This window comes from Rhodanobacter sp. Soil772 (assembly GCF_001428385.1).
GTDB lineage: Bacteria > Pseudomonadota > Gammaproteobacteria > Xanthomonadales > Rhodanobacteraceae > Rhodanobacter.
In genome coordinates this window covers 129,204-154,664 of record NZ_LMSK01000005.1, presented here as the reverse complement: position 1 = coordinate 154,664, position 25,461 = coordinate 129,204, and the positions used below count along the sequence as shown (strand labels likewise).

The following is a 25,461-nucleotide window of genomic DNA, read 5'->3' as shown; positions in this document are numbered from 1 at the left end:
GCTCCTGGGCGAATCCCGAATCCCCAATCCCGAATCCCGGCCTTCAACGCACGCCGTGCATCAGCCTGTTGATCAGCGGCGAGACCGCCAGCAGCAGCACGCCGGCGCCGGCCAGCAGCCAGAAGCTGAAGGTGAAGCCGGCCAGCGCCGAGGCGGCGGTCATGCCGCTTTCCCCGCTGATGCGGCCGGCCAGCAGGCCGGACAGGTTGCCGCCCACCGCCAGCGACAGGAACCAGCCGCCCATCGCCAGGCCGACCAGCCGCGGCGGCGCCAGCTTGGTCACCATCGACAGGCCGATCGGCGACAGGCACAGCTCGCCCACGGTCTGCAACACGTAGCACAGCACCAGCGGCCAGAACGGAATCAGCCCGTGGCTGTCGAGCAGGTGCGACAAGGCATACATCAGCACCGCGAAACCCAGCCCGTTGAAGACCAGCCCCAGGCCGAACTTGCGCGGGATCGACGGCTCGCGGCGGCGCGCCGCCAGCAGGCCCCAGACCACGGTGACGAGCGGCGCCAGCAGCAGGATCGCCAGCGGACTCACCGACTGGAACCAGCCCACCGGGAACACCCAGCCGCCGAACATCTCGCGGTCGACCAGGTTCGCCGCGAGGAAATTGAACGACGTGCCCAGCTGGAAGTAGAACATCCAGAACAGGATGTTGAAGGCGAAGATCACCAGCATCGCCACCACGCGATCCACCTGCACCCGGCCGTGCTTCAGCGCCTCGACCAGCAGCATCGCGGCGACACCGGCGAACAGCACGCCCAGCACCCACGACAAGCCCGTGGTGACGAACGCCAGCAACAGGTACACCAGCGGCACTGCCACCACCACACCCAGCAGCACCCATGCCACGCGCATCCGGCTGGCGGCTTCCGGCGCGGGACGGCCCACGCCCTGCAGGCCGCGTCGCCCGAACCAGAACCACAGCAGGCTGAGCAGCATGCCGACGCCGGCGGCGCCGAACACGATGCGGTAGTTCTGCTGCATCGGCGTGTCGGTGAAATGGCTGGCCAGCCAGCCGGTCAGCAGCGGCGCCAGCAGCGCGCCGCCGTTGATGCCCATGTAGAACAGCGTGAAGCCGCGATCGCGGCGCGGGTCGTCGCGTCCGTACAGCTGCCCGACCATGGTGGAGATGTTCGGCTTGAACAGCCCGTTGCCGACAATCACCATCGCCAGGCCGGCCAGGAAGATCTCGCGACTGGGCAGCATCACCGCGAACAGGCCCAGCGCCATCACCAGCGCACCGAGCAGGATCGAGCGCTGGTAGCCGATGACCTTGTCCGCCACGTAGCCGCCAAAGATGCTGGAGGCGTAGATCAGCGCGGTATACGCGCCGAAGATGCTGCTGGCCCAGGCCTGGCCGGACGGATCGCCGTTGTAGAAGTGCGCCACGATGTACAGCGCCAGCGCCCAGCTCACGCTGTAGAACGCGAAGCGCTCCCAGAACTCGGTCATGAACAGCATCCACAACGGCCGTGGATGGCCGAGCAGTTGTGGATAAGCAGGCATCGGTACGCTGTCGCCGGCGGCGCTGGTCTGGCTCATGCAATCCTCTCGTCGGCATGCGTCAGGCAGCCGCAAGCGCCCAGATGTAACCGGGCGCCGGCACCGCGTCAATGATGGAGCGGGATTCGGGATCGGGGATTCGGGATTCGGAGAGCGAAAAGCTGGCGCCGCCGCCGCTTTTGCGAATCCCGAATCCCCAATCCCGAATCCCGGCTCTCAGCGCACCCCGTGCATCAGCTTGTTGATCAGCGGCGCGATCAGGAACAGCACGATGCCGCCGCCGAGCAGGATCCAGAAGCCCATGGTGTAGCCGGACAGCGCCGAGTCCACGGTCATGCCGGTCTCGCCGCTGACGTGGCCGGCGAACAGGCCGGCCAGGTTGTTGCCGATCGCGGTGGACAGGAACCAGCCGCCCATGCCCAGGCCGACCAGCCGCACCGGCGCCAGCTTGGTCACCATCGACAAACCGATCGGCGACAGGCACAGCTCGCCGGAGGTCTGCAGCACGTAGCACAGCACCAATGTCCACAGCGGAATCATGCCGCTGCTGTCGACCAGGCTGGACAACGCGTACATCAGCACCGCAAAGCCCAGCGCATTGCCGATCAGGCCGAGGCCGAACTTGCGTGGGATCGACGGCTCGATGCGGTGCTTGTCCAGCCACGCCCATACCAGGGTGACCAACGGCGCCAGCAGCACGATGGCAATCGGATTGACCGACTGGAACCAGCCGATCGGGAACTCCCAGCCGCCGAACATCTGCCGATCGACGATGTGCTGGGCGAGGAAGTTGAACGAGCTGCCGGCCTGCTCGAAGAACATCCAGAACAGCACGTTGAACACGAAGATGATCAACATCGCGATCACCCGCTGGATCTGCACGCGGCCGGTGCGGATCGCCTCCACCACCAGCATCACGCCCACACCGAGGAACAGCGCGGTCAGTAACCACTGCAACACCACCGCGCCGGCGCGATCCATCAGCAGGTACACCAGCGGGATCGCCACCAGCACGCCAAGCGCGACGTAGACGATGCGCATCGGGTTGGCGATTTCCGGTGCCGGCATGCCGATGGAGCCGAGTTGGCGGCGGCCGAACCAGAACCACACCAGGCTGATCAACATGCCCACGCCGGAGGCGGCGAACACCACGTGGTAGTTCTGATGCCCGGGCGTGCCGAATACCTTGGTCGCCAGCATGCTGGTCAGCACCGGCGCAATCAGCGCGCCGGCGTTGATGCCCATGTAGAACAAGGTGAAGCCGCGGTCGCGGCGCGAATCACCCTGCGCATACAACTGCCCGACCATCGAGGAAATATTCGGCTTGAACAGGCCGTTGCCGACGATGATCGTGGCCAGTCCGAGCATGAAGATCCCGTGCTGCGGCACCATCACCATGAACAGGCCGGCCGCCATCACCACCGCGCCAAGCAGGATCGAGCGCTGGTAGCCGAGGATCTTGTCGGCCACGTAGCCGCCGAACACCGCGGTGGCGTAGACCAGCGCCAGGTAGGCGCCGTAGGTGCGGCTGGCATCCGCCTGGCCGGCGTCGTTGCCGTCGTAGAACTGCGCCACGATGTACAGCGTGAGCGCCCAGCGCATGCCGTAGAACGCAAAGCGTTCCCAGAACTCCGACATGAACAGCATCCACAGCGGACGCGGATGCCCGAGCAGTTGCGGGTAGTCGGGTACCGGCCTGGTATCGCCGGAGAGTGTGGTGTTGCCCATGCCTGACCCCTGTTTGTCGACTGATCGAAAGATGTTGCGAGGGGCCAGATGTAACCGCAGGCTGCGCGATCGTCAAATGCGCTGCAGCACGGGCCTTTCGCTCAGCTGCCCAGCACGGTGCGCACGTCCAGCAACTCGGGGAAGAATTCCAGGTCGAGCGCCTTCTTCAGGAAGCTCACCCCGGACGAACCGCCGGTACCGCGACGATGGCCGATGATCCGCTCCACCGTCTTCATGTGGCGGAAACGCCACAGCTGGAAGCTCTCTTCCACGTCCACCAGCTGTTCGCACATGTGGTACTCGGGCCAGAACTCCGCGCGCTGCTCGTAGATGCGCTTGAGCACCGGCAGCAGTGCCTCGTTGCGCCGATAGGCTTCGGTCCAGTCGCGCTGCAGCAGCCCGGCCGGCACTGCGTGGCCGCGCCGCGCCAGGTAGCGCAGGAATTCGTCGTACAGGCTGGGCGCTTCCAGCACCGCGCGCAGCTCGGCCTGCGCGGCCGGGTCGTGCGCGAACACCTTCAGCATGCCGGCATTCTTGTTGCCGAGCAGGAACTCGATCTGGCGGTACTGCAGTGACTGGAAGCCCGACGACGGCCCCAGCACGCCGCGGAACTCCAGGTACTCCGACGGCGTCAGCGTCTCCAGCACCGCCCACTGCTCGAACAGCTGGCGCTGCACCTGTTTCACCCGCGCCAGGATCTTCAGGCAGGCGTCGACGTCGTCTGCCTGCAGATGCGTCACCGCCGCCCTCAACTCGTGGATCAGTAGCTTCATCCACAACTCGGACACATGGTGCTGCACGATGAACAGCATCTCGTCGTGATGCGGCGGCTGGCTCAACGGCTGCTGCGCCGACAGCAGCGTGTCCAGATGCAGATAGCCGCCATACGTCATCTGCCCGTTGAGGTCGGTCTGGATGCCCGCTTCGATATCGCGCTGGTTGTCGCTCATGGTGTTCCGTCACGTTTCCGGAAACGGTTATGGTAACGGCTGCGCATCGCTCAAATCTTGACCTTGGACATGGCGCGGGTAGGAGCCCGCTGGCGGGCGATGCTCTTGCGACTCCCGAGTCCCGTGAGAAAGCATCGCCCGCCAGCGGGCTCCTACAGGTTGCGGGCGAGAAAGCCCTGTAGAACGCGCCTTGGCGCTCTTGCAAGGCCGGCAAACCCCCTCCCCATACGCCCACGAATGCTGCGCCGTACCTTGCAGCGCAACATGTCCGCCTGCTATCAAGCGCGGTCTTGTTCGGTCGTTTGTGTGCCCGCGGATCCTTCGAGGACACACCATCGGCCAGGTTTTTCCCCTCTCTTCCTCACCCCCGGAGCGAGTCGTGACTATCGCCGCCAAGTTTGAAATCGAATACCTGCAATACCTCGACGCCGAGGGCAAGCAGGTACGCGATGACCTGCCCGAGTTCGCCAAGGATCTCGGCCACATGGTCGAGCTGTACAAGCTGATGCTGTCGACCCGCGTGTTCGACGCCAAGTCGATCGCCCTGCAACGCACCGGCAAGCTCGGCACCTACGCCAGCTGCCTCGGCCACGAAGCCGCGCACGTCGGCATCGGCAGCGCGATGAAACCGGAAGACGTCTACGCGCCGAGCTACCGCGAATACGGCGCGCAGCTCTATCGCGGCGTGCAGCCGCGTGAGGTGTACATGTACTGGGGCGGCGACGAGCGCGGCAACGACTACCAGAAGGAACCGGCGCGGCACGACTTCGCCTGGTCGGTGCCGATCGCCACGCAGTGCCTGCACGCGGCCGGCACGGCGCTGGCGTTCAAGATCCGCGGCGAGAAGCGCGTGGCGGTATGCACGATCGGCGACGGCGGCTCGTCCAAGGGCGACTTCTACGGCGCGATCAACATTGCCGGCGCGCAGAATCTGCCGCTGGTGGCGGTGATCGTCAACAACCAGTGGGCGATCTCGGTGCCGCGCAAGATCCAGTCCGGCGCACCCACGCTGGCGCAGAAGGGTATCGCCGCCGGCCTGTTCTGCATCCAGGTGGACGGCAACGACATCATCGCGGTGCGCAAGGCGATGGAAGACGCGCTGGAGCGCGCCCGCAGCGGCAAGGGCGGCAGCGTGATCGAGGCGGTCACCTACCGCCTCGGCGACCACACCACCGCCGACGACGCTCGCCGCTACCGCGGCGAGCAGGAAGTGAAGGACGGCTGGGAAAAGGAGCCGATGAAGCGCCTGCGCAACTGGCTGGTGGCCAAGGGCGTGTGGGACGACGCGAAGGAAGAAGCCTGGAAAGCGGAGTGCGACGACTGGATGGACAACGAGGTGAATGCCTACCTCGAAACCAAGACCCAGCCGGTCACGGCGATGTTCGACTACATCTTCGCCGAAGTCCCCGCCGATCTCGCAAAACAGCGCGACTACGTCCTCTCGCTTGAAAACAAGGCGAATTAAGTCATGGCACAAATCACTCTCATCGAAGCCGTCACCCAGGCGCTCGCCTACGAAATGGCGCACGACGACAGCGTCGTGGTGCTGGGCGAGGACGTTGGCGTCAACGGCGGCGTGTTCCGCGCCACCCAGGGCCTGCAGGAAAAATTCGGCGAGCTGCGCGTGCTCGACACGCCGCTGGACGAAACCACCATCGCCGGCGTCACTGTCGGTCTCGCCGTGGCCGGCATGAAGCCGGTCGCCGAAGCGCAGTTCGAAGGCTTCATCTACCCGATGATGGAACAGATCGCCTGCCACGCCGCGCGCATGCGCAACCGCACCCGCGGCCGCCTGACCGTGCCGGCCGTGTGGCGTGCGCCGTGGGGCGGCGGTATCCGTGCGCCGGAGCATCATTCGGAAGCGAACGAACACCTGTTCACCAACATCCCCGGCCTGCGCGTGGTGATGCCGTCCTCGCCGGCGCGTGCCTACGGCTTGCTGCTGGCGGCGATCCGCGATCCGGATCCGGTGATGTTCTTCGAGCCCAAGCGCATCTACCGCCAGTACAAGGAAGAGGTGCCGGACGACGGCGAGGCGCTGCCGCTGGACGTGTGCTTCGTGCTGCGCGACGGCACCGACGTGACCCTGGTGAGCTGGGGCGCGCAGGTGAAGGAAGCGCTGGAAGCGGCCGACGAGCTGGCCAGCCAGGGCATCAGCGCCGAAGTGATCGACGTCGCCACGCTGACCCCGCTGGACTTCGACACCATCGCCGAATCGGTGCAGAAGACCGGCCGCTGCGTGATCGTGCACGAGGCGCCGAAGACCGCCGGTTTCGGCGCCGAGATCGCCGCGCGCCTGGCCGAGGAATGCATGTACGACCTGCTCGCCCCGGTCGAACGCGTCACCGGCTTCGACACGCACATCCCGCTGTTCCGCCTGGAAATGAAATACCTGCCAAGCGTGGAGCGCGTCGTCGACGCGGCCAAGCGTACGATGGCGGCGTCATAAGCAGGAAGCATCAACATTGCACGACGTCATTCCCGCGAAAGCGGGAACCCATTTTGATCGTCCACCACGAGATAATGGATTCCCGCTTTCGCGGGAATGACGGCCAAAATACCGAAGCGACGATAGCGCCAGTAGCGCCAGACAACGGAAAACGATCCCATGGCTGATATCAAGACGTTCTACCTCCCCGACCTCGGCGAAGGCCTGCCCGACGCGACCGTGGTCGAGTGGCACGTGAAGGTGGGCGACAGCATCAAGCTCGACGCGCCGCTGTGCTCGATGGAAACCGCCAAGGCGGTGGTCGACGTGCCCTCGCCGTATACCGGCAAGGTCGTCAAGCTGCACGGCGCGCCCGGCGACATCATCGAGACCGGCGCCGCGCTGGCCGATTTCGAGCCGGACCCGAACGCGAAGCAGCGCGCCGAAGCCGAATCCACCGGCCATCACCACGGCCCGAAGAAGAGCGTGGGTAGCCCGGCCGCGAATGACGGCCACAAGGTGGTCGCTTCCGACGAAGGCGGCGAAGTCGAAGAGACCGCCGCGGCACGCGAAGACGAAGGCACCGTGGTCGGCGCAATGGTCAGCGGCAACTCCGTGCACGTCGAGCAGGCTTCCAGCATCGGCGGCGTCAAGGCCGTGCCGGCGGTGCGCGCGCTGGCGAAGAAGCTCAAGATCGACCTCGCCCGCGTGCGCCCGAGCGGCGCCGACGGCGTGGTGACGATGAAGGACGTCAAGGACGCCGCCGCGAACGGCTCGGCCGCGCTTGGCGCCGCACCGGCGCGTGCCGTGCTCGCCTCCGCCGGCCGCCACCTGGCCCCGGAACTGCTGCAGCCCGAACCTACCCGCGGCCCCGTCTCGCTCGCTGGCAAACCGGTGCGCACCGCACCGCCGTCGCAGACGGCCAGCGGCCAGCCGGAGCAGCTCAAGGGCGTACGCCGCAACATGGCCCGCGTGATGGCCGACGCGCACGCTCAGGTCGTGCCGACCACGCTCGTCGACGACGCCGACCTGCATGCGTGGATCGGCAAGCAGGACATCACTGCGCGGCTGATCCGCGCGATCGTGTCGGCGTGCAAGACGGTGCCGGCGCTGAACGCCTGGTTCGACGGCAAGAACCTCACCCGCACGCTGCACCCGCAGGTCGACATCGGCATCGCAGTGGACACCGACGATGGCCTGTTCGTGCCGGCGCTGCGCAACGCCGACGTGCTCGACGCCGCCGGCGTGCGCGCCGCGATCAAGCGCCTGCGCACGCAGGTCGAGGAGCGCACGATCCCGGCCTCGGAGCTGTCGGGCTACACCATCAGCCTGTCCAACTTCGGCATGTTCGCCGGCCGCTACGCCACCCCTGTGGTGGTGCCGCCGACCGTCGCCATCGTCGGTGCCGGCAAGCTCAGCCACGACGTGGTCGCGGTGATCGGCGGCATCGAAGTGCACCGCCGCATGCCGCTGTCGCTGACCTTCGACCACCGTGCCGCCACCGGCGGCGAGGCCGCAAGGTTCCTCAAGGCGATGCTGGACGACCTGGCCCTGCCGAACTGATCGGGCGCCGCAACCGCAGAAACAAACAGGGCGCCTTCGGGTGCCCTGTTTGTTTTTGCCAGCCGTCAGTAATCGCGCACGTCCAGCAGCATGAAGCAGCGTGCGCTGTAGTCGCCGCTGTGCGGCCACGGGGCGGCGGTCAATGCCAGCGTCCCGGCCGTCCACAGTTCGTTGTCGAGCAGCGCTTCGCAGCGTGAATCGCCTTCGGCGCCATGGCTGTGCACCAGCCGCAACCAGTGCAGTTCGGGGCTGAGCGCCTCGCGTTTCAACGCAGCCTCGATCGACGCCAGCGCCTCGGCCGGCATGCTTGCAGCGTCCGCACCGCGCGCGCTGAACGGGCCGATGAACACGTCCCATGTGCGCACGCCGATATCCCACGCGGCGATCCGCATCTTGCGGTCGTCGGTGACGTACCAGCAGGCGGCCAGCAGCGGGTGAAACACATCCTGCTCGAACGTGTGCAGGGCATCGCGGCAGCCGACGTCGCCGCCGCCGATGCCGGCGAAGCTCTCTTCGATGTAGCGCTCCTCGCTCAGCACCACATCGACGTCGAGCCGGCCGGGCTCGCCGGCCACGCCCTCGTGCCAGGCGGCACGAATCGCCGGGAAGTCGCCGTCGGTGACCAGCCAGCCGTCCTCGTCCGCCTCCAGTTCGACATCATGGCGTTCGAACAACCGCAACAGGTATTTCTGCAGCGCCGCACTGTCCATCGTCACCCCCGGTGGTTCGCGTCGTTCGTCGAAGGCAGTTCGCGCCAGGTCAGGTAGACACGCAGGTCGAACTCCCGCTGGTGGTAGTCCGGCAGCATGTACGTGCACAGCTGGTAAAACGCCTTGTTGTGATCGATTTCCTTCAGGTGCGCCAGTTCGTGCACCACGATCATCTGCAGGAACTCCGGCGCGGCGGCCTTGAACAGGCTGGCCACGCGGATTTCCTTCTTCGCCTTGAGCTTGCCGCCCTGCACGCGCGAGATCGCGGTGTGCAGGCCCAGCGCATTGCGCAACACGTCGAGCTTGCTGTCGTACAGCACCTTGTCGATGCCCGGCGCGTTCTTCAGGTGTTGCTGCTTCAACGACGCCACATAGGCGTACAGCGCCTTGTCGCTCTGCACCTCATGGCGACCCGGATAACGCTTCGCCAGGTGCTCGCCCAGACGCTCCTGCGCGATCAGCTCGCGCACCTTGTCCTGCAAGGCGGCGGGGTAGGCCTGGAGATATTTGAGCGGGATCATGCGGGGTATTCTCGCACTGCACCGCTGCACACGTACCGACAAGCCGACGGAGACATCCCATGCATCACAGCCGACTCTGCACCATCGTCATCGACTGCCACGTCGACGAACTCGCGCCCGTCGCCGATTTCTGGAGCCGGGCGCTGGGCAAGCCGATCGCCAGCGTCGATCAGGACGGCGACGGCAAGTACGCGGAGCTGCAGACCGCCGCGGACGAACCGATCATCCTGCTGCAGAAGGTGGACCATGCCAGCCGCGTGCACTTGGACATCGAGACCGACGACCTCGACGCCGAGGTGGCGCGGCTGGAGCAGCTGGGGGCGCGCCGAATCGCGTTCGTGCGCGAGCGCTGGTGGGTGCTGGAGGCGCCCAGCGGGCATCGTTTCTGCGTGGTGCGGCCGCAGCGCAAGGCATTCGGGCCGCACCTCAACACCTGGGACTGAAGGCCAGGCGCCGGACTAGATGTCGAAGCGGTAGCTCAGCTTCACCAGCAGCTGCTCGTCATCGCGCAGCGCAAAGCTGTTGCGCAGCGCGTCGGTGGTGTTGCCGGCGAACTCGTCCTGGGCATAACCACCGCGCCCGTACACCACGTACAGGTACGACAGCGGCGCCAGCTCGTAGCGATAGCGGATCTGCAAACCCAGGTTGCGCACGCCGAAGTCATCGACCGGCTCGCCGCTGGCGACGGCCCGGCCATTGACGCCAACGCGATAGCCGCCACGTGCGCGTGCATCCAGCCCGATCGCCTGCAGCTTCAGGCGCAGTTCCTGGCGGCTGTCGATGCTCCAGTCGAAGCCGGCGTCGAGCAGCAGCGTGTGCTGGTCGAAGCGGCCGATCAGGTTGTCGTGCTGCCACACCAGCCAGTCCGGCGTGTGTTCGTAGTACGGGCCCGCGTAGACGCTGAACGCGTCGCTGACGAAATAGGTCGGGATGAACTTGACGTTGTAGCCGAACTGCCGATTGCCGCCCAGTCCGCCGCTCTCGACTTCCGCGTCCAGCTTGAACGCCCAGTCGCCATGGCGCGGGCTGATGCGCTCGTAGACCAGGTCCACCGACGGCGGCAGGAACAACGCGCCGTTGCCGCGGGTGAGCAGGTCGTCCCAGCCCGCGCTGTTGACGTTGAGCTGCACGATTTCGTTGGCACCGTCGCGCAGGTTGCTGTTGCGGCTGATGCGCAGCTGGCGGCGCAGGCGCAGGCCATGGTCGTTGTCCAGTCCATCGATGCGGAAGCGCCACTCGTGCGAACTGTAGGCGGAGTCGGCCGGCAGCGCGGTGTAGCGCTTGCGCACTTCCCAGTGGCCGTAATTGAAGTTGTTGCGCTCCAGGTAGCCGAAATCGTTGACCTGCAACCGGTCGCCGAAATGCATGCCCAGCCACTGCTGGCGCCAGCCATCGCCCATCTCGAGATCGGCGATGACCGTGCCGCCGCTGCCGCGCGTGTGCGTGCCCGACTGCAGGATGTCGCTGCCGACCACGTTGGAGGCGATGGTCAGCTGCGACGTCGGCCGCCAGTGATGGTCCACGCCAAGCACGGTGGCCTCGCGGTCCAGCCACGGGCGGTCGACCCGGGTCAGCAGCATGCCCAGGCTCTGGTCGCCGAAATCGTGGGTCAGCCGTGCGGCGCCGAAGAAGCGCCCCGCCTCGCCATCCTCGTCGGCGGCCAGCACGCCGTAGCTGGTGGTGCCGAAGCTGCCGTTGAGCTTCACCGCCGCGTTGATGTCGGCCGCGCCGTGACCGTCGTCGGACGGCCCGCCGACACGCCGCGTATAGACCAGCTGGCTGTAGTCGTCGAGCAGGCTGAAGTCGAAGATGCCCTGGTTCTCGGTGAAGAACGGCCGCTTGTCGCTGACGTAGGTTTCGGTGGCGCTGAAGTTGACCACCAGGTCGTCGCTCTCGACCTGGCCGAAGTCCGGGTTCAGCGCCGCGGTCAGCTGGAACTGGCCGTTCGGCTTCCACAAGAGGTCGGCGCCTTCCTGGAAATGGCTGCGGCCGCGCACGTTGTCGTACAGGCCGGACACGTACGGCGTGACCGCCAGCAGCGACTGGCTGTACTGCGGCACCTCGACCCGGCCGAACTCGGACAGGAAGCGCGGCAGCGTGAAGCTGGCCACCGGCCACGAATCGCGCTCGCCGGTTGAACCGGTCACGCGGTCGAGGTAGACGCCGATCGTGCGCTTGCCGTCGCGAGCCGTGTGCATCGGCGCGATGTACCACGGGATCAGTATCTCGACCGTCCAGCCTTCGGCATCCTCGCTCACCGCATGCAGCCAGTTGCCGTCCCAGTCCTTGTTGAACTGGTTCTCGTTGGTGACCACGGCATCGTTGATGCCGCCGGTCGAGCTGACCACGAAGTCGTAGCCGGTGCGCCCATCGCCGTTGAAGTCGACCATCAGGTTGACCCGGTCGACCTGGTCCTCGAAATCGCGCTGCACGCGCTGCCGCGTGCGCGGCACATTGGCCGGCTGGTCGCAGCGAAACGCCACCGCCAGGCCCTTCGGCGTGGCCAGGACCCAGGCTTCGGTATGCAGCGAGCCCGGCTTGCCGGAGAGTGGCTGGGTCTGGCGGAAATCGGCGATATGCCGCGCGCCCTTCCACTCGTCGGCGCCGATGTGGCCGTCGATGTCGACGGCCAGCACCGGCGCCGACAACGCGGCAAGACTCACGAACAACAGGCACGCCATGCGCATGACAAGGTTTCCAGGGAGCTGACGCAGGATTGCGCAACGGGGCGAGGGGATTCGCCACGTCGGATAGGATGCGCAGCTTGCCTTTTGCGTTTAGTTGCCTCGACCGCCATAAGTCACGCAATGACTTGTGGCAGGCGCTGCCCGGCCCCGCCGGGCGCGGCTTCGCGCCCGATCAGGATCGCCGGCGGCGACCCCAGAACGCATGGCGCAGCAGCATCGCCAGCACCAGCACGGCGGCGAACGCGCCGTAGCCGTACAACGCCGGCAGCACCTGCTGCCAGATCGCGCCACTGGCGCGACCGAAGCCGTCGACCGCGGGCAGTTCGACCATGTCGAAGCCGAGCACCGCGCACTGCACCGCCGCGATCAGCGCCAGCAGCAAGGCGGTGAAATCGAAAATGCGCCGGCCGGACGTGCGTGGCAAGCTCTTCGGGTACGCCCAGTAACCCCAGCACAGGATCAGCAGCAACGGCGCAAGCAGCAGGACGGCAAGGTAACGCATCGGTCGATCACCTGGAAAGTTTGGCGCCGCGCATCATTCCTGCGCGGCAAGTTGGTCCAGCGCGTCGCGCAGCTGCGCCAGCGCCCCGTCACGAGCCTGCCCGTCGCGGTAATCGGGCGTGCGGGCGACCGCCTCGCCATCCAGCTCCAGGCTCATGCCCAGCGGCTGGATCTGCAGCACGGCCGCAGCGGCACCCAGGGTCTTGAGTTGCTTCTGCAGCGCACCGGCCGCCTTCGGATCGGCGAACGGCTTCGACAGCAGCAGCTCCTCGCCTTCCGCGGAGAACAGACGAAAACGGAAACTACCATCGGCGTCGCGGAAACTGGCGAAGCGCGGCACTTTGCCCTGCTTCGGCGCGGCCTTCGGCTGATCGGTGCGTGCCGGTGCGGTAGTCATCGCACGCAGCCCGAGCACGTCGCGCAGCGCGACGATCTTCGGCGCGGCGATCGCGCGCGCCTTCTGCGCACCCTGCTGCAGGATCGCCTCGATCGCGGCCGGGTCCGCCATCAACGCTTCGTAGCGCTCGCGCATCGGCGCCACGTCGGCCTCGATCCGCTCGTACAGCACCTGCTTCGCCTCGCCCCAGCCGATGCCGTCCAGCAGAGCCTGGCGGAACGCCGCGGTCTCGGCCTCGCTGGCGAACGCGCGGAAGATGGTGAACAGCGCGCAGTCGTCCGGATCTTTCGGCTCGCCGGGCAGGCGCGAGTCGGTGACGATGCGCATGATCGTCTCGCGCAATTGCTTCTTGCCGCCGGCGAACAGCGGGATCGTGTTGTCGTAGCTCTTCGACATCTTGCGCCCGTCCAGGCCCGGCAACGTGGCCACCTGCTCCTCGATCAGCGCCTCCGGCAGCACGAAGAACTCGTGCCCGTGCAGGTGGTTGAAGCGCTGGCCGAGATCGCGCGCCATCTCGATGTGCTGGATCTGGTCGCGGCCCACCGGCACCTGGTTCGCGTCGAACGCCAGGATGTCGGCCGCCATCAGCACCGGGTACATGTACAGGCCGGCGGTGATGCCGGCGTCGGCGTCCTCGCCGGCCGCGGCGTTCTTGTCCACCGCGGCCTTGTACGCATGCGCGCGGTTGAGCATGCCCTTCGAAGCGATGCAGGTGAGGAACCAGGTGAGTTCGGGGATTTCCGGGATGTCCGACTGGCGATAGAAGGTGACCCGCTGCGGATCGAGTCCGGCGGCCAGCCACGTCGCGGCGATCTCCAGCCGCGACCGCTCGATCCGCGCCGCGTCGTCGCTCTTGATCAGCGCGTGGTAGTCGGCCATGAAGTAGAACGCATCCACGTCGTCGCGCCGGCTGGCCTCGACGGCCGGGCGGATCGCGCCCACGTAATTGCCCAGGTGCGGGGTACCGGTGGTGGTGATGCCGGTGAGGACTCGGGTATTCATGCTGCGTCGCGCAAGGAAAACGCCAGTCTACGACATCCGGCAAAACGGCTCGACCGACCGGCCCGCCGTCCACCGCGATCGGCGTTGCCTCTTGCCAAAAAAATCACGTGGGCGAGTCCAGATTCTGTCGACCCTGACCATGGCAAGGAGATCCGGCTGATGAGCGGAAAGTTCACCCTGTTTACCGGCAAGAACGGCGAGACCTACTTCAACCTCAAGGCCGGCAACGGCGAGATCATCCTCAAGAGCGAGGGCTACAAGGACAAGGCCAGCGCGCACAACGGCGTCGAGTCGGTGCGCAAGAACGCGCCGGATGCGGCACGCTACGAGAAGAAGACCTCGGCCAGCGGCAAGTTCCACTTCAACCTGAAGGCCGCCAACCACCAGGTCATCGGCAGCAGCGAGATGTACGACAGCGAGCGCTCGCGCGATGCCGGCATCGCTTCGGTGATGGCGAATGCGCCGGACGCCAAGCTCGGCGAGGAATGAGCACTTCGGCGCGACCCCGTCGGGTCGCGCCGAAACCCCCGTCGACCCGCCTCAGCGGATCAGCGTGGACTTGCCGAACAGCGACTCGACCAGATCCACCGCCAGCCTGGCCGTCTGGTTGCGCTTGTCGAAGGCCGGGTTCAGCTCGACGATGTCCAGCGACGCCACGCGTCCCGTATCGGCGAGCATTTCCATGCACAACTGCGCTTCGCGGTAATTCGGCCCGCCGCGCACCGTGGTGCCCACGCCCGGCGCGATGCTGGGGTCGAGGAAGTCGACGTCGAAGCTCACGTGCAGGTGGGTGTTCTCGTCGATCCCGGCCAGCGCCTCTTCCATCACGCGCTTCATGCCGACCTCGTCGATATGGCGCATGTCGTGCACCTGCATGTTCGCCCCGCGCACCAGTTTCTTCTCGCCCTCGTCGACCGAACGGATGCCGATGTAGCGGAACACGTCCGGCGTGGTGGCCGGCGTGGCGCCGCTCAGATCGGTGAGCCCGGCCGGGCCGATGCCGCACAGGCAGGCCACCGGCATGCCGTGGATGTTCCCGGTGGGCGTGGCCTGCGCCGTGTTGAAATCGGTATGCGCATCCAGCCACAGCACGCGCAGCTGCTTGCCCTCATCGTGGCAATGGCGGGCCACCGCCGAAATCGAGCCGATTGCCAGGCAGTGGTCGCCACCGAGCACGATCGGCAGGCGTCCGGCCTGGAGTTCCTGGTGAACAGCCGTATAGACGGCCGTATTCCAGGCCACCACTTCGTCCAGATGACGATAGCCATGCTCGGGCGGCAGCCACGGATTGAGCGGCCCCTGCAGGTTGCCGCGATCGATCACCTTCAGCCCGCGACGCTCCAGCCTTTCCGCCAGGTTGGCCACCCGCAGCGCCTCCGGCCCCATCGCGGCACCACGGTGGCCGGCGCCGATGTCGGTCGGCACGCCGATAAGTGAAACAGTCTGCTCGCTCATGATCCGTGTTCCTGCCATGCGTCACGGCAGGCGCAGGCCTGGGCCATCGCACACCGTCAATGCCGGTACGGCAGCCGGTGAAGGGTGGCGTCTTGCCGCCCTGCCGTGCGCGTCACCGCCGCCCTTGTGAGAAAGACACCCGCGACGCAACCGCCACGAGTGACCTGAAGTTTACCGCAATGGTCCCGCCGACGCCGGAGCGGCGGTCGGCGGTTTCAGCAGGCGACAGTCACGAAGGTCGGCGCCAGCGGGTTCCCGCTCAGCGCTGCTGCCGGCTCGCGGCGTAGTCGCAGCTACCGGTGCGTTCGCCTGCATAAGTCATGTCCATGATGACACTCTGGCCACCCATGTTGCTGTTCGCGTGAACGCTGCCCTTGATGTTGCCGTTGGGCAGCAACTCGAAGCGCGCGTCGCCGGTCATCCTCGGCGGATCGCCGCCGCAGACCAGGTGGTAACTGACGACATCGCCGACCTGCCGGTAATTGCTGACGGTGCAGTCCTTCCGCTGTTGCAGCATGGCGCGCATGTCGTGGTCCTGGAGGTGCACACGTCCTGCGTGGTCGTATACGCCGGCATGTCCCCCGCGCCCGGCACCGGCACCTGCACCTGCATCTTCATGGTGACGTTCATCTTCATCACGTTGCCGGAATCCGACTGCGCCGACGCTGCCGTGGCCAGCAACGCGAACGCGCACAGACCGCAGATGCGGGCAAGGGATGACAGGGGCATGGACATTCTCCGGCTCGGCTTGAAAAGTGACGGCACCGGATCGACGCACACGACCACGGTGGTCACATCCACTGCAACCACGTTACCCAACCGGAACCGGCGCGTTCGCCGGTTAGTGGAGTCCCGCCTGGCGACTTCGTGCCAGTTCGTCCTCGCGACGCGATTGCGCACCCGGGCTCCAGGACACCAGATCTCCGGCGCCACGGGTCAGCGAGGCTCCGGGTTCAGCGTCCCGAACGATTTTTCCGAACAGCATCCCTGCAAACAGCGACACTCCACGCCAGAAGGCGGAATGTGCAAGAAGCGTTTGCATGTCGATCACCCCGGGCTACCCCTGCGCAGCCGTGGGCCGATCCTAGCAAGTTTTTACGCTACGCGCACATCAAGGCGCCAGGCGCCGGCCAAGCGGAGCGACACGGAACCGCCCGCCAAGGCCCGTCCGTATCACATGTGCTTGAGATGCTGTGCGAAACCGCAGCCGACCGACGGGCGAAATGGCTCCTGCCGGTCGAGGCACGACCGGTGCTGCGTATGAGATCTATACCGACGGCGAATCAGGCAGCGGCACGTTGTGACACGACTGGCCCCGCGTAGTGCACCAGGGCGATGGTGAATTCCGAACAGACCATCTCGACACTGACCGCACGGCCGGAGTTGGCGTGTTCCTCGCGGGCCAGTCCGCGAGCCAGCCGAATCGCGTGCGCGAAGCGCAGCTTGTCGTACAGCGCCGCCTCCCCGCTGCAGATACGCCACAGGCCGTGGCTGCTTTCCTTGATCGTCAAAACCATGCGCATCGCCGCATCCTCGGACAAAGAAACCGCCCGGAGCGTCCATCCGTGCCCCCCCGGTGACGGATGATCGTGTGCTTCCGGTGTTTGCCCAGTCTGCCCCGCGCGGTTCGCCGTGTATGTCGGCGTACGCCTACGGCACGTGTGCGCAGCTGCCCCGCCCGGAGTGGCCTTGGTCGGCGCCCCGTCAGCCAGCCTGACGCAGGCTCTGCTGCTCCGGATGCGGCACACGGCCATACTTGGCGAGGATGACCGGCTCCGAGTATTCGTCGCGATCGGTATCCGCCGCCTGCGCGTAAACCAGCACACCGTCACGCTCTTCAGCCAGCATCTCGCCGCGTGTGCGCGCCAGCTGTTCCATGCCGTGAAGAATCGGCTTGTCCGCGATGAAATCGCCGTTCACCGTGTGAAAGCTCTGCACCACGTAAAGCGTACCCATGATGTGTCTCGCGCGCCCTCGAAGATCCGAGCGTGGACAAACCGAAGTAGACGAATCGCGATGATCGCGTTAAGACCTGTGCGAAGCGTTCAGCCAAGGCCGCACGAGCCAGCCGGAAAGGCAGCCCTGGCGCGTGGTTTTCGTGGTGCCGGCACCAGGAGTCGAACCCGGGACCTACTGATTACAAATCAGTTGCTCTACCAACTGAGCTATGCCGGCGAAGGTGGGGGATTCTAGCAGGCTGCATCGCAACGCGTGTTCAGAAGCAGCCGGTGCTGTGCGAGCCGATACCGCTGGTGCGGACGTGGCTGCGCCAGTCGAAATTGCCGCCGTCGGCGACCACCAGGTCCAGCCAGTATTCGGGCACGCTCTCGCTGCGCTCGTTCATGCGGGCGGGAAAGCCGGCCGCGGTGACCTCGTCGCGGCGCTTGCGCGCATTCGCCGGATCCTTGAACAGCCCCAGCGAGATCGTGTTGGGCTGGTCGCCGGAGCTGACCACGAAGTAGTCATCGATGTTGCGCGCCGCCAGCTGCCGCGCCACCGCCAGCGCCTGCGCACGGCTGCCGGCCGCCGGCAGGTAGACCCACCAGCCGCTGGTCTGGCTGGCCTGTTCCTGGCGCGAGCGCATCCGCATGACCTGCGCGGACAGCGCCTGGCGTGCGTTGCGCAGGTCCTGCGGGGTGGCGAACGGGCCCAGCGCGAGACAGCTGTAGCTGAGGTTGGGCGATGACGTCACCGCCGTAGGCGCGGGCGCGGGCGCGGGCGCGGCCGCCGTCGCCGCCGCCGCCGCCGGGCCGGGTTCCGGCAACTCCGACAGCAGGCGCAGTTCCGCCACGCCCGGATCGCTGGGCGTGCCGCCGCGGGCATACGGCTGCCCCAGCAGCAGCCAGGCGCCCACCGCGATATTCAGCGCGGTCAACAGTACGAACAGCAGACGCAGGAACATCGAACCCCCATCAACCGGCAGCAATCAGCATTCTAAACGGGACGGCGCCGGCGTCACTGCGCGTTGGCCCACACGGCCAGGCCGCGCAGCACGCCGTCCTGGCTCAGCCTGGCCGGCAACGACAGCAGCGGCAGCAGCGGCGCGGCGTCGCCGCCACCGAGGATCAGCGCGGGCGGCGCGCCGAGTCGTACGGCCAAGCGCGTCGCGAAACGCTCGACCAGCGCGGCGGCTGCCTGCCAGCAGCCCGAGGCCACCGCATCGGCCGTATTGTCGGCCAGTTCCACGATCTCGCCCGGCCGCTCCGGCCGCACCCGCGCCGTGGCGTCCAGCAGCGACTGCTGCATCAACCGCGGACCGGGCGCAATCAAGCCGCCCAGGTGCTGTCCATCTGCGGCCAGCGCATCCAGCGTGAGTGCGGTGCCGACGCCGGCCAGCACGCACGGCGCGTGGCCATCGGCATGCGCCGCGACCATCGCCAGGAAACGATCCACGCCCAGCCGTTGCGGCTCGGCATACGCGTTGCGCACGCCACAGGCATGGGCCGGCGTGCGCAGCCAGGTCGGCGTGCAGGCGAACAGGTGCTCCGCCACAGCGGCCACCTGCGCCTCGCGCGCGGCATCGACGACCGATGCCGCGATCACCTGTTGCGGTCGCGGCAGGCCGGTCCAGGCCGACGCCAACGCGGCCGCAGAATCCTCCTGCCAGTCCACCGCGCCGCGCGCCAGCCAACCATCGGGCTGCGCCTGCAGCGCCCATTTCAGTCGCGTATTGCCGAGGTCGAGCAGCAGCCTCATGCGCGGCGCACCGTGACATCCGCGCTGTCGATCCGACGCACGCTGCCGTCGGTCGTGCGCACCTGCAGCGCGCCGTGCGCATCCACCCCGGCGCCGACGCCGTCGAACGCGCCCAGCGCCCCGCTCAATTGCAGCGGCTGGTTGCGCAGCAGGTCGTAGCGCGCGTAGTCGGCGCCGAATGCGGCGAAACCGTCGCGCTCGAACTGCCGCAGCCCCTCGACCAGCACCGCGATCAATGCCGCCGCGGTGCGGTTGCGATCCGGCGGCGTGCCGCCGGCCAGGGTGGCCAGGTCGCTGGCGGGCTGGCCGGCCTGTTCGTGCAGCGCCGGCGTCAGCCGCAGGTTGAGGCCGATGCCGATGATCGCCGCGCACGGTCCCTGGTATTCGCCGCTCAGCTCGACCAGGATGCCGCCCAGCTTGCCGCCCGCCTGCCCGTCGGTGACGGCCAGCACGTCGTTCGGCCACTTCAAGCCGGCCCCGGCGATGCCCAGGTTCTCCAGCGCGCGCAGCACGATCACGCCGACGGCCAGCGACAACCCGGTCAGCGCAGCGAACCCCGACTCGAAACGCTTGAGGCAGGACAGATACAGGTTCAGCCCCGGCGGCGACAGCCACTCACGGCCACGCCGGCCGCGGCCGGCATGCTGGGTCTCGGCCAGCACGATGCTGAAGTCCTTCGCGGCGGCGCCGCGGCGCTGCAGTTCGCTGGAAGTGGAATCGAGCTCCCAATGCACTTCCAGCGCACCCAGCGAACGCGCCAGCGGCGCCGGCAGCACGGCGCGAATCTGCTTCGCGTCCAGCATCTGCAGCGCCCACGGCAGGCGGTATCCGGCCGCGCCACGTGCCTCGATCGGCACGCCGCGGGCACGCAAGGCCTCGACCTGCTTCCAGATCGCCGCACGGGTCACCCCGGCCTGCGCGGCCAGTCCGGCACCGGACAGCGGCTCGCCTTCGGCAAGCAGGGCCAGCAACTGCGCCGGCTGCATCAGCGAGCCCCGGACACGGCAGCGGCGACGAGCCGGCGGCAACTGGAAAAAGAATCGTGGGGCAGATTGCGCATCGGCGGATTCTAGCCCGGCCGGCCGACCCTGCGGCAGCCACCGCCGGCCTGTTGCGTGACCGCCGTCGGGGCGGCAGCACTGGCATGGCACCCATGTTTCTGAGACGATCAAGATCTTCGCTTGCGGGTCAGGGAGTTCGATCGCCATGCGTGCCACCTATTGGCTTGTCGGTTGCGCCTTGTGCATTGCCGGGATCGGCAGCGCCGCGGCAACCAGTCTGGACACCACCCAGGACCTGGACAGTTCCTCGCACGCCGCGCTGGACAGCGCCAGCCCTCACGACGGCAACACCGGCAGCGGCGGCGATGCGCTGGGGCTGACCCGTGACTGTCCGCCGGCCAGCAGCAGCGACAGTTCCGGCAGCACTCCCGGCAACGGCAGCGATCACTCCGGCGGCGCTTCCTCCGCGCCGACGCCAACCCGCCGGCCGCATCTGGGCTGGCAATCGCTGCTGCCTGGGTCGATCCAGTAAGCGCTCGGCGTCATGCCGGGGCCATGGTGGCAATCGTTGCGGGCGCGTTTTGAGCCGGCGCCGATAGCCGACCCACTGTGGCGACGCGCGCTGGCCGGCTGCCCGCTGGCGCGCCGGCTCGACCCCGACCGGCAACAACACCTGCGCCGGCTGTCCGCCCTGTTCCTGGCACGCAAACGCTTCCATGCCTTGGCCGGCGCCGTGCTGGACGACTACTGGCGCCTGCTGATCGCCATGCAGGCCTGCCTGCCTGCGCTGCAGCAGGGCGCCGCCAGCCTGCGCGGCTGGCGCGAGGTACTGATTTACCCGGGCGAGTTCAAGGTACGGCGCAGTCATCATGACGACCGCACCGGCGTGGTCACCGAGAGCGACGAGATCCGCATCGGCGAGGCGTGGGAACGCGGCCCGCTGGTGTTGTCGCTGGCCGACGTGCAGCTGGACCTGGAGCAGCCGTGGGACGGCTACAACGTGGTCGTGCACGAAATGGCGCACAAGCTGGACATGCTCGACGGCCCACCCGACGGCGTGCCGCCGCTGGTGAACATTCCGCGTCGACGCTGGATCCAGCAGTTCCAGCTGGCCTACGACCGCCTGGCCGCGATGCCGCAGGACAGCAGCGACAGTCCGATCGACCACTACGCCACCGAAAGTGCCGCCGAGTATTTCGCCGTAGTCAGCGAGCTGCATTACTCGCAGCCGGCGCTGCTGCGCCAGGCCGAGCCGGCGATCGCCGAATTGCTGGGCGCGTTCTACGGCCGCTCGCCGGCCGAGGGCTGCGAGCCGGCCGGCTTCTGCCGCGCGCGTTGAGAGGTCAGCTTGCCGGCAGGCTCACGTTGAAGCGTGCGCCGCCGAATTCCGGCGAACGGTCGACCACCAGTTCGCCCTGGTAGGCATGCACGATGTCCTGCACGATCGACAAGCCGATGCCGTGACCCTGCACCCGCTCGTCGCCACGCACGCCGCGCTGCAGCACCTTCTCGATCTTGTCCTCGGCGATGCCCGGGCCGTCGTCCTCCACGCTCAGCCACAGGCCGGGCCGCTGCCGGCCGGCCTGACGCTGCATCTTCACCACCAGCAGCACACGGTGGCCGGCCCACTTGAACGCGTTCTCCAGCAGGTTGCCCATCAGTTCCAGCAGATCGCCCTGCTCGCCGTAGAACACCGCACCGTCCTCGATGTCGAATTCGCACAGGGCATTCTTGGCGGCATAGACCTTTTCCAGGCCCTGCACCAGATCTTCCGCATGGCCGGCAATCGGCACCGCGCTGGCGAAGGTCTGCCGGCCGGACGTGGCGGCGCGCGACAGCTGGTAGGCCACCAGCTCGTTCATCCGCCGCACCTGGTCGAGCACGCTGCCGCGCCGCGCCGCCTCGTCTCCGGTCGCCGGCGATTCCAGCTGCGAGCGGATCACCGCCAGCGGCGTCTTCAGGCTGTGCGCCAGGTCGGCCAGGGTGTGCCGGTAGCGCGTGCGCTGCTCGCGTTCGTTGGTGATGAACGCATTGATGCGCTCGGTCAGACCGGTGAGTTCCAGCGGGTACTGGCTGTCCAGCTGCTCGCTGTCGCCGCGCTCGACCCGGCTCATGTCGCTGGCCACCTTGCGCAGCGGAGTCAGGCTCCAGCGCAGCAGCAGCAGCTGCAGCACGATCAGCATCACGCCGAGGATCGACAGCCAGATCACCAAGGTGTGGCGGAACACCGCGTTCTCGCCTTCGAGCTGGTCCTCGGTCTGCGCCACCATCACGGTGAGCCGCACCGACTTCCTGTCCACCGTATCCAGCGCCACGCCGTAGCTGTAGTAGTACAGCCGGCCCATGCGGGTGTCGATCGGCCCGACGAACTGGCTCTGCCCGGGCTCCAGCGGCTTCAGGAAGGTGAAGTCGCGGCCGATCGCCGAGGACGATTCCCAGTGATAGTCATGGTCGCCCAGCGCCACCGCATACAGGCCGGAACCCGGTCGCGAGAAGTTCGGGTTCGGCGACGTTTCCGGCTGCAACAGCTTGCCGTACCGGTTGACGTCGGTATTGGTGATGTACGCAATCGCGAAACTCTCGAGCCGGTCATGCAGCGTGCGCAGCGCGCGCGCCTTGTTGGTCTGGGTCAGGGTCAGCCCGACCAGGCCGAGAAAGCCGGCCAGCACGAAACTGGTGGCGATCGCCGCGCGCGCCGCCAGTGAAAGCGGACGGCGCGGCGACCCACGCTCATTCGTCGTCGCCGTCGGTGCGCGGGATGGCAAAGCGGTATCCGCGTCCACGTACCGTCTCGATGGGTTTGAGGGTGCCTTCCGGATCCAGTTTGCGGCGCAACCGGCCGATGAACACTTCCAGCACGTTCGAGTCGCGGTCGAAATCCTGCTGGTAGATGTGCTCGGTGAGGTCGGCCTTGGAGACCAGCTCGCCGGCGTGCAGCATCAGGTATTCCAGCACCTTGTATTCGTAGCTGGTGAGGTCGACCAGCTTGCCCTCCACCGTCACCGTCTGCGCGGTGGTGTCCAGTTTGATCATGCCGCAAGCCAGGATCGGCTTCGACCAGCCGCTGGCGCGGCGCACCAGCGCGTTGATGCGCGCCAGCAGTTCCTCGACGTGGAACGGTTTCACCAGGTAATCGTCGGCGCCGTACTTCAGCCCCTCGACCTTGTCCTGCCAGCTGCCGCGCGCGGTCAGGATCAGGATCGGGTAGCGCTGGCCGTGCTCGCGCAGCGCCTTGACCAGTTCCATGCCGGACATCTTGGGCAGGCCCAAGTCGATGATCGCCAGGTCGAACGGCACCTCGCGGCCGAGGTAGATGCCCTCCTCGCCATCCTGCGCCGCATCGACGGCAAAGCCGTCCCGTTTCAGGCGTGCCGCCAGCGTCTCGCGCAACGGCGCCTCGTCCTCCACCAACAGGATGCGCATATCAGCGTTTCTCCTTGCGGCCCGCACTCTTGGCGGGCAGATTCTTGGTTGACTGGGTAGATGATGGATTCTTGCCCGATTCGGAAGAGACCACCATCACCTTGACGTGACCATCGGGAGTGAGCACCTTGATGCGGTACTCCTGCCGACGCCCGACCGCTCGCTGCTCGGCCGACAATATCTTGCCGCCGGTGTCCTGCTGCACCCTGAGCACCGCCTGGTCCAGCGTCACCGCCGACTCGGTCGACTGCGCCAAGGCCGCCCCGGACACGCCGATGAACAGCGATATGAACAGAGCAGGGATGAAGTTTTTGTGCGTTGTCATGCGCGAAGTCCCCGCCCGGCAGCTGCCGAAACATCCAGCCTAGGCAATCAGGCCTGAATACTGACCGGACGGACGGCGACTGTCACGCCGCCGCGCGGGGCGCCTGCGCCTGCTCCAGCAAGTCCCAGCCCGCGCCCGGCAGATGCGCGCCTTCGCTGATCGTGCGGCGGAACGCACGCGCGCCCGGTTCGCCCTGATACAGGCCGAGCAGGTGCCGGCTGATGTGCTTCAGCGCGGTGCCGCGCGCCAGCTCGGCCTCGATGTACGGCCGCAGGCGCTGCAGCACGCTTTCGCGCGTGGGCAGCGGTTCGCCGTGCAGCGCATGCTCGACCTGCGCCAGCAGGTACGGGTCGTGGTATGCGGCGCGGCCCAGCATCACCCCGTCCAGTTGTGCCAGGTGTGCCTGTACCTGCGCCACCGTGGTGATGCCGCCGTTGATCACGACCACCAGTTCGGGGAATTCGCGTTTGAGCCGATACACCCGCGCGTAGTCCAGCGGCGGCACCTCGCGATTCTCCTTCGGCGACAGGCCCTTCAGCCAGGCCTTGCGCGCATGCACCATCAGCACCTCGACGCCGGCTTCCAGCATCAGCTCGGTGAAGTGCTGCAGCCCGGCGTAGTCGTCCTGGTCGTCCACGCCGATGCGGCACTTCACCGTCACCGGGACATGCCGATTTGAATCCGTGACCGCGTCGCGCATCGCCTTCACGCATTCGCCGACCAGCGCCGGCTCGCGCATCAGGCAGGCGCCGAAGCGGCCCGACTGCACCCGGTCCGACGGACAACCCACGTTGAGATTGATCTCGTCATAGCCGGCCTCGGCGCCGAAGCGCGCCGCCTGTGCCAGCTCGTGTGGCTCGCTGCCGCCCAGCTGCAAGGCCAGCGGGTGCTCCTGCTGGCTGTGCTCGAGCAGACGCAATTGTTTGCCGCGCACCAGCGCCGCACTGGTCACCATCTCGGTATACAGCCGCGCCCGCGGCGACAGCAGCCGATGGAAGTAGCGGCAGTGCCGGTCGGTCCAGTCCATCATCGGAGCGACGGACACTTGGTAGCCTGACGTGTTCAATGGGTTGCTCAATCAAGTTTTCAAACTTTGCGATCGGCCTGGCGCAGCGCCAGGTCATGCATTCTCTCATTCACTCATTTCCGGCAGTGTCGCCGGCACCCACTCCTGGGGCGCGTCGATTGCACGCCGCCGGAACTTTGCCGGAAGCTTCCGCGGCAAGCCACCGCCGAGTCCTGGACGAGTCCGCGCAGGATACCTTCAAGCCCAGCACGACCGACGTCACAGCGCCCGTCGCGGGCGGAAGCAAGCCATCGGCGCGGGCCCAAGGCACGTATCCACTGCACTCGCAGCGACGATGTCATCGACGCGTTGACAAGCCACACGTCTGCCAACCACGTCACAAAAACACACGGACATCACCGCAAATTATCACGTACTAACCAAATTTTGATGTCGCCGAAAGTCGGTTTGTTAGACTCGCAGCGCCAGCGATATCCACGCGCGGTCTCCGGTCCAAGCAAGATAAGGCCGGTCTGATCGGTGTGTCGACGGATG

General features: G+C 66.9%; 27 protein-coding genes and 1 tRNA gene. 7 read left to right on the top strand and 21 right to left on the bottom strand.

The genetic code is table 11. The annotated features are described in order from the left end of the window. Positions 1–43: 43 nt before the first annotated feature. The 3 genes from ASG75_RS15750 to ASG75_RS15740 all read right to left on the bottom strand — a co-directional run bounded on the left by ASG75_RS15750 (position 44) and on the right by ASG75_RS15740 (position 4,191). Positions 44–1,552 (bottom strand): oligopeptide:H+ symporter, encoded by a 1,509-nt coding sequence (locus ASG75_RS15750; RefSeq protein ID WP_056391806.1) that lies wholly within the window; start codon positions 1,550–1,552, stop codon positions 44–46. Between the two features lie 177 nt (positions 1,553–1,729). Beyond that, positions 1,730–3,241 (bottom strand): peptide MFS transporter, encoded by a 1,512-nt coding sequence (locus ASG75_RS15745; RefSeq protein WP_056391803.1) that lies wholly within the window; start codon positions 3,239–3,241, stop codon positions 1,730–1,732. A 101-nt stretch (positions 3,242–3,342) separates the two neighbouring features. Continuing rightward, positions 3,343–4,191: a tryptophan 2,3-dioxygenase family protein gene (locus ASG75_RS15740; RefSeq protein ID WP_056391800.1), complete on the bottom strand. Its 849-nt coding sequence runs from the start codon at positions 4,189–4,191 to the stop codon at positions 3,343–3,345. A 379-nt stretch (positions 4,192–4,570) separates the two neighbouring features. On the opposite strand from ASG75_RS15740, the gene pdhA reads away from it, so the two are divergent. Together pdhA and ASG75_RS15730 are read left to right on the top strand one after the other, a co-directional pair. Next, positions 4,571–5,656, top strand: a complete 1,086-nt coding sequence (gene pdhA, locus ASG75_RS15735; RefSeq protein ID WP_056391797.1) for a pyruvate dehydrogenase (acetyl-transferring) E1 component subunit alpha — start codon at positions 4,571–4,573, stop codon at positions 5,654–5,656. Between the two features lie 3 nt (positions 5,657–5,659). Further along, entirely contained in the window at positions 5,660–6,640 is a 981-nt protein-coding gene (locus ASG75_RS15730; protein WP_056391794.1) for an alpha-ketoacid dehydrogenase subunit beta, read from the top strand. A 26-nt stretch (positions 6,641–6,666) separates the two neighbouring features. Here the strand turns inward: ASG75_RS15730 and ASG75_RS16745 are convergent, their stop codons facing one another. After that, complete coding sequence (locus tag ASG75_RS16745; RefSeq protein ID WP_268793550.1) at positions 6,667–6,801, bottom strand: hypothetical protein; 135 nt, start codon at positions 6,799–6,801, stop codon at positions 6,667–6,669. Between ASG75_RS16745 and ASG75_RS15725 the strand changes: the two genes are divergently transcribed. Then, positions 6,800–8,182, top strand: a complete 1,383-nt coding sequence (locus tag ASG75_RS15725) for a dihydrolipoamide acetyltransferase family protein (protein WP_056391791.1) — start codon at positions 6,800–6,802, stop codon at positions 8,180–8,182. The genes ASG75_RS16745 and ASG75_RS15725 overlap by 2 nt on opposite strands. Before the next feature lie 65 nt (positions 8,183–8,247). Here the strand turns inward: ASG75_RS15725 and ASG75_RS15720 are convergent, their stop codons facing one another. Together ASG75_RS15720 and ASG75_RS15715 are read right to left on the bottom strand one after the other, a co-directional pair. Next, complete coding sequence (locus tag ASG75_RS15720) at positions 8,248–8,892, bottom strand: DUF6348 family protein (protein ID WP_056391788.1); 645 nt, start codon at positions 8,890–8,892, stop codon at positions 8,248–8,250. 2 nt (positions 8,893–8,894) lie between these two features. Beyond that, positions 8,895–9,413 carry a M48 family metallopeptidase gene (locus ASG75_RS15715; protein WP_056391784.1) on the bottom strand — a complete coding sequence of 173 codons (519 nt, stop codon included), beginning with the start codon at positions 9,411–9,413 and terminating at the stop codon, positions 8,895–8,897. Positions 9,414–9,472: 59 nt separating this feature from the next. Here ASG75_RS15715 and ASG75_RS15710 point away from each other — a divergent pair, with 59 nt between their 5' ends. Beyond that, on the top strand, positions 9,473–9,856 hold the full coding sequence (locus ASG75_RS15710; RefSeq protein ID WP_056391781.1) for a VOC family protein: 384 nt from the start codon (positions 9,473–9,475) through the stop codon (positions 9,854–9,856). Between the two features lie 15 nt (positions 9,857–9,871). Here the strand turns inward: ASG75_RS15710 and ASG75_RS15705 are convergent, their stop codons facing one another. The 3 genes from ASG75_RS15705 to ASG75_RS15695 form a co-directional block, all read right to left on the bottom strand. Continuing rightward, a complete protein-coding gene (locus ASG75_RS15705; RefSeq protein ID WP_056391778.1) occupies positions 9,872–12,100 on the bottom strand; it encodes a DUF5916 domain-containing protein in 2,229 nt (742 codons plus the stop codon). A gap of 172 nt (positions 12,101–12,272) precedes the next feature. Next, positions 12,273–12,602: a hypothetical protein gene (locus ASG75_RS15700; protein ID WP_056391775.1), complete on the bottom strand. Its 330-nt coding sequence runs from the start codon at positions 12,600–12,602 to the stop codon at positions 12,273–12,275. A gap of 33 nt (positions 12,603–12,635) precedes the next feature. Further along, on the bottom strand, positions 12,636–14,000 hold the full coding sequence (locus ASG75_RS15695) for a tryptophan--tRNA ligase (RefSeq protein ID WP_056391771.1): 1,365 nt from the start codon (positions 13,998–14,000) through the stop codon (positions 12,636–12,638). Between the two features lie 159 nt (positions 14,001–14,159). On the opposite strand from ASG75_RS15695, the gene ASG75_RS15690 reads away from it, so the two are divergent. Then, the gene (locus ASG75_RS15690) at positions 14,160–14,489 is read left to right on the top strand and encodes a YegP family protein (protein ID WP_056391768.1); all 330 of its coding nucleotides are present in this window, start codon (positions 14,160–14,162) and stop codon (positions 14,487–14,489) included. A 51-nt stretch (positions 14,490–14,540) separates the two neighbouring features. On the opposite strand, the gene rocF is transcribed toward ASG75_RS15690, so the two are convergent. The 8 genes from rocF to ASG75_RS15650 all read right to left on the bottom strand — a co-directional run bounded on the left by rocF (position 14,541) and on the right by ASG75_RS15650 (position 20,137). Further along, positions 14,541–15,455 carry an arginase gene (gene rocF / locus ASG75_RS15685; protein WP_056391761.1) on the bottom strand — a complete coding sequence of 305 codons (915 nt, stop codon included), beginning with the start codon at positions 15,453–15,455 and terminating at the stop codon, positions 14,541–14,543. A gap of 259 nt (positions 15,456–15,714) precedes the next feature. Further along, on the bottom strand, positions 15,715–15,981 hold the full coding sequence (locus ASG75_RS16730) for a DUF3617 family protein (RefSeq protein WP_235580263.1): 267 nt from the start codon (positions 15,979–15,981) through the stop codon (positions 15,715–15,717). A gap of 757 nt (positions 15,982–16,738) precedes the next feature. Beyond that, complete coding sequence (locus tag ASG75_RS15675; RefSeq protein WP_056391755.1) at positions 16,739–16,978, bottom strand: hypothetical protein; 240 nt, start codon at positions 16,976–16,978, stop codon at positions 16,739–16,741. A 181-nt stretch (positions 16,979–17,159) separates the two neighbouring features. After that, positions 17,160–17,411 carry a hypothetical protein gene (locus tag ASG75_RS15670; protein ID WP_056391752.1) on the bottom strand — a complete coding sequence of 84 codons (252 nt, stop codon included), beginning with the start codon at positions 17,409–17,411 and terminating at the stop codon, positions 17,160–17,162. A gap of 143 nt (positions 17,412–17,554) precedes the next feature. Next, positions 17,555–17,630: transfer RNA gene (locus ASG75_RS15665), tRNA-Thr, on the bottom strand. A gap of 40 nt (positions 17,631–17,670) precedes the next feature. Next, positions 17,671–18,357 (bottom strand): SPOR domain-containing protein, encoded by a 687-nt coding sequence (locus ASG75_RS15660; RefSeq protein WP_056391748.1) that lies wholly within the window; start codon positions 18,355–18,357, stop codon positions 17,671–17,673. A 53-nt stretch (positions 18,358–18,410) separates the two neighbouring features. Next, positions 18,411–19,151 carry a type III pantothenate kinase gene (locus ASG75_RS15655; protein WP_056391745.1) on the bottom strand — a complete coding sequence of 247 codons (741 nt, stop codon included), beginning with the start codon at positions 19,149–19,151 and terminating at the stop codon, positions 18,411–18,413. Next, complete coding sequence (locus ASG75_RS15650) at positions 19,148–20,137, bottom strand: biotin--[acetyl-CoA-carboxylase] ligase (protein WP_056391743.1); 990 nt, start codon at positions 20,135–20,137, stop codon at positions 19,148–19,150. Before ASG75_RS15650 ends, ASG75_RS15655 begins: the two co-directional genes overlap by 4 nt. A gap of 220 nt (positions 20,138–20,357) precedes the next feature. On the opposite strand from ASG75_RS15650, the gene ASG75_RS15645 reads away from it, so the two are divergent. Together ASG75_RS15645 and ASG75_RS15640 are read left to right on the top strand one after the other, a co-directional pair. Next, positions 20,358–20,684: a hypothetical protein gene (locus ASG75_RS15645; protein ID WP_056391739.1), complete on the top strand. Its 327-nt coding sequence runs from the start codon at positions 20,358–20,360 to the stop codon at positions 20,682–20,684. Between the two features lie 36 nt (positions 20,685–20,720). Then, a complete protein-coding gene (locus ASG75_RS15640) occupies positions 20,721–21,491 on the top strand; it encodes a M90 family metallopeptidase (protein ID WP_235580262.1) in 771 nt (256 codons plus the stop codon). 4 nt (positions 21,492–21,495) lie between these two features. On the opposite strand, the gene ASG75_RS15635 is transcribed toward ASG75_RS15640, so the two are convergent. The 4 genes from ASG75_RS15635 to dusA all read right to left on the bottom strand — a co-directional run bounded on the left by ASG75_RS15635 (position 21,496) and on the right by dusA (position 24,978). Continuing rightward, on the bottom strand, positions 21,496–22,917 hold the full coding sequence (locus ASG75_RS15635) for an ATP-binding protein (protein ID WP_056391732.1): 1,422 nt from the start codon (positions 22,915–22,917) through the stop codon (positions 21,496–21,498). Further along, the gene (locus ASG75_RS15630; RefSeq protein WP_056391729.1) at positions 22,883–23,575 is read right to left on the bottom strand and encodes a response regulator transcription factor; all 693 of its coding nucleotides are present in this window, start codon (positions 23,573–23,575) and stop codon (positions 22,883–22,885) included. Before ASG75_RS15630 ends, ASG75_RS15635 begins: the two co-directional genes overlap by 35 nt. Position 23,576: 1 nt before the next feature. Next, positions 23,577–23,900, bottom strand: a complete 324-nt coding sequence (locus ASG75_RS15625; RefSeq protein WP_056391724.1) for a PepSY domain-containing protein — start codon at positions 23,898–23,900, stop codon at positions 23,577–23,579. An 82-nt stretch (positions 23,901–23,982) separates the two neighbouring features. Further along, on the bottom strand, positions 23,983–24,978 hold the full coding sequence (dusA, locus tag ASG75_RS15620; RefSeq protein ID WP_082547650.1) for a tRNA dihydrouridine(20/20a) synthase DusA: 996 nt from the start codon (positions 24,976–24,978) through the stop codon (positions 23,983–23,985). Between the last annotated feature and the right edge of the window lie 483 nt (positions 24,979–25,461).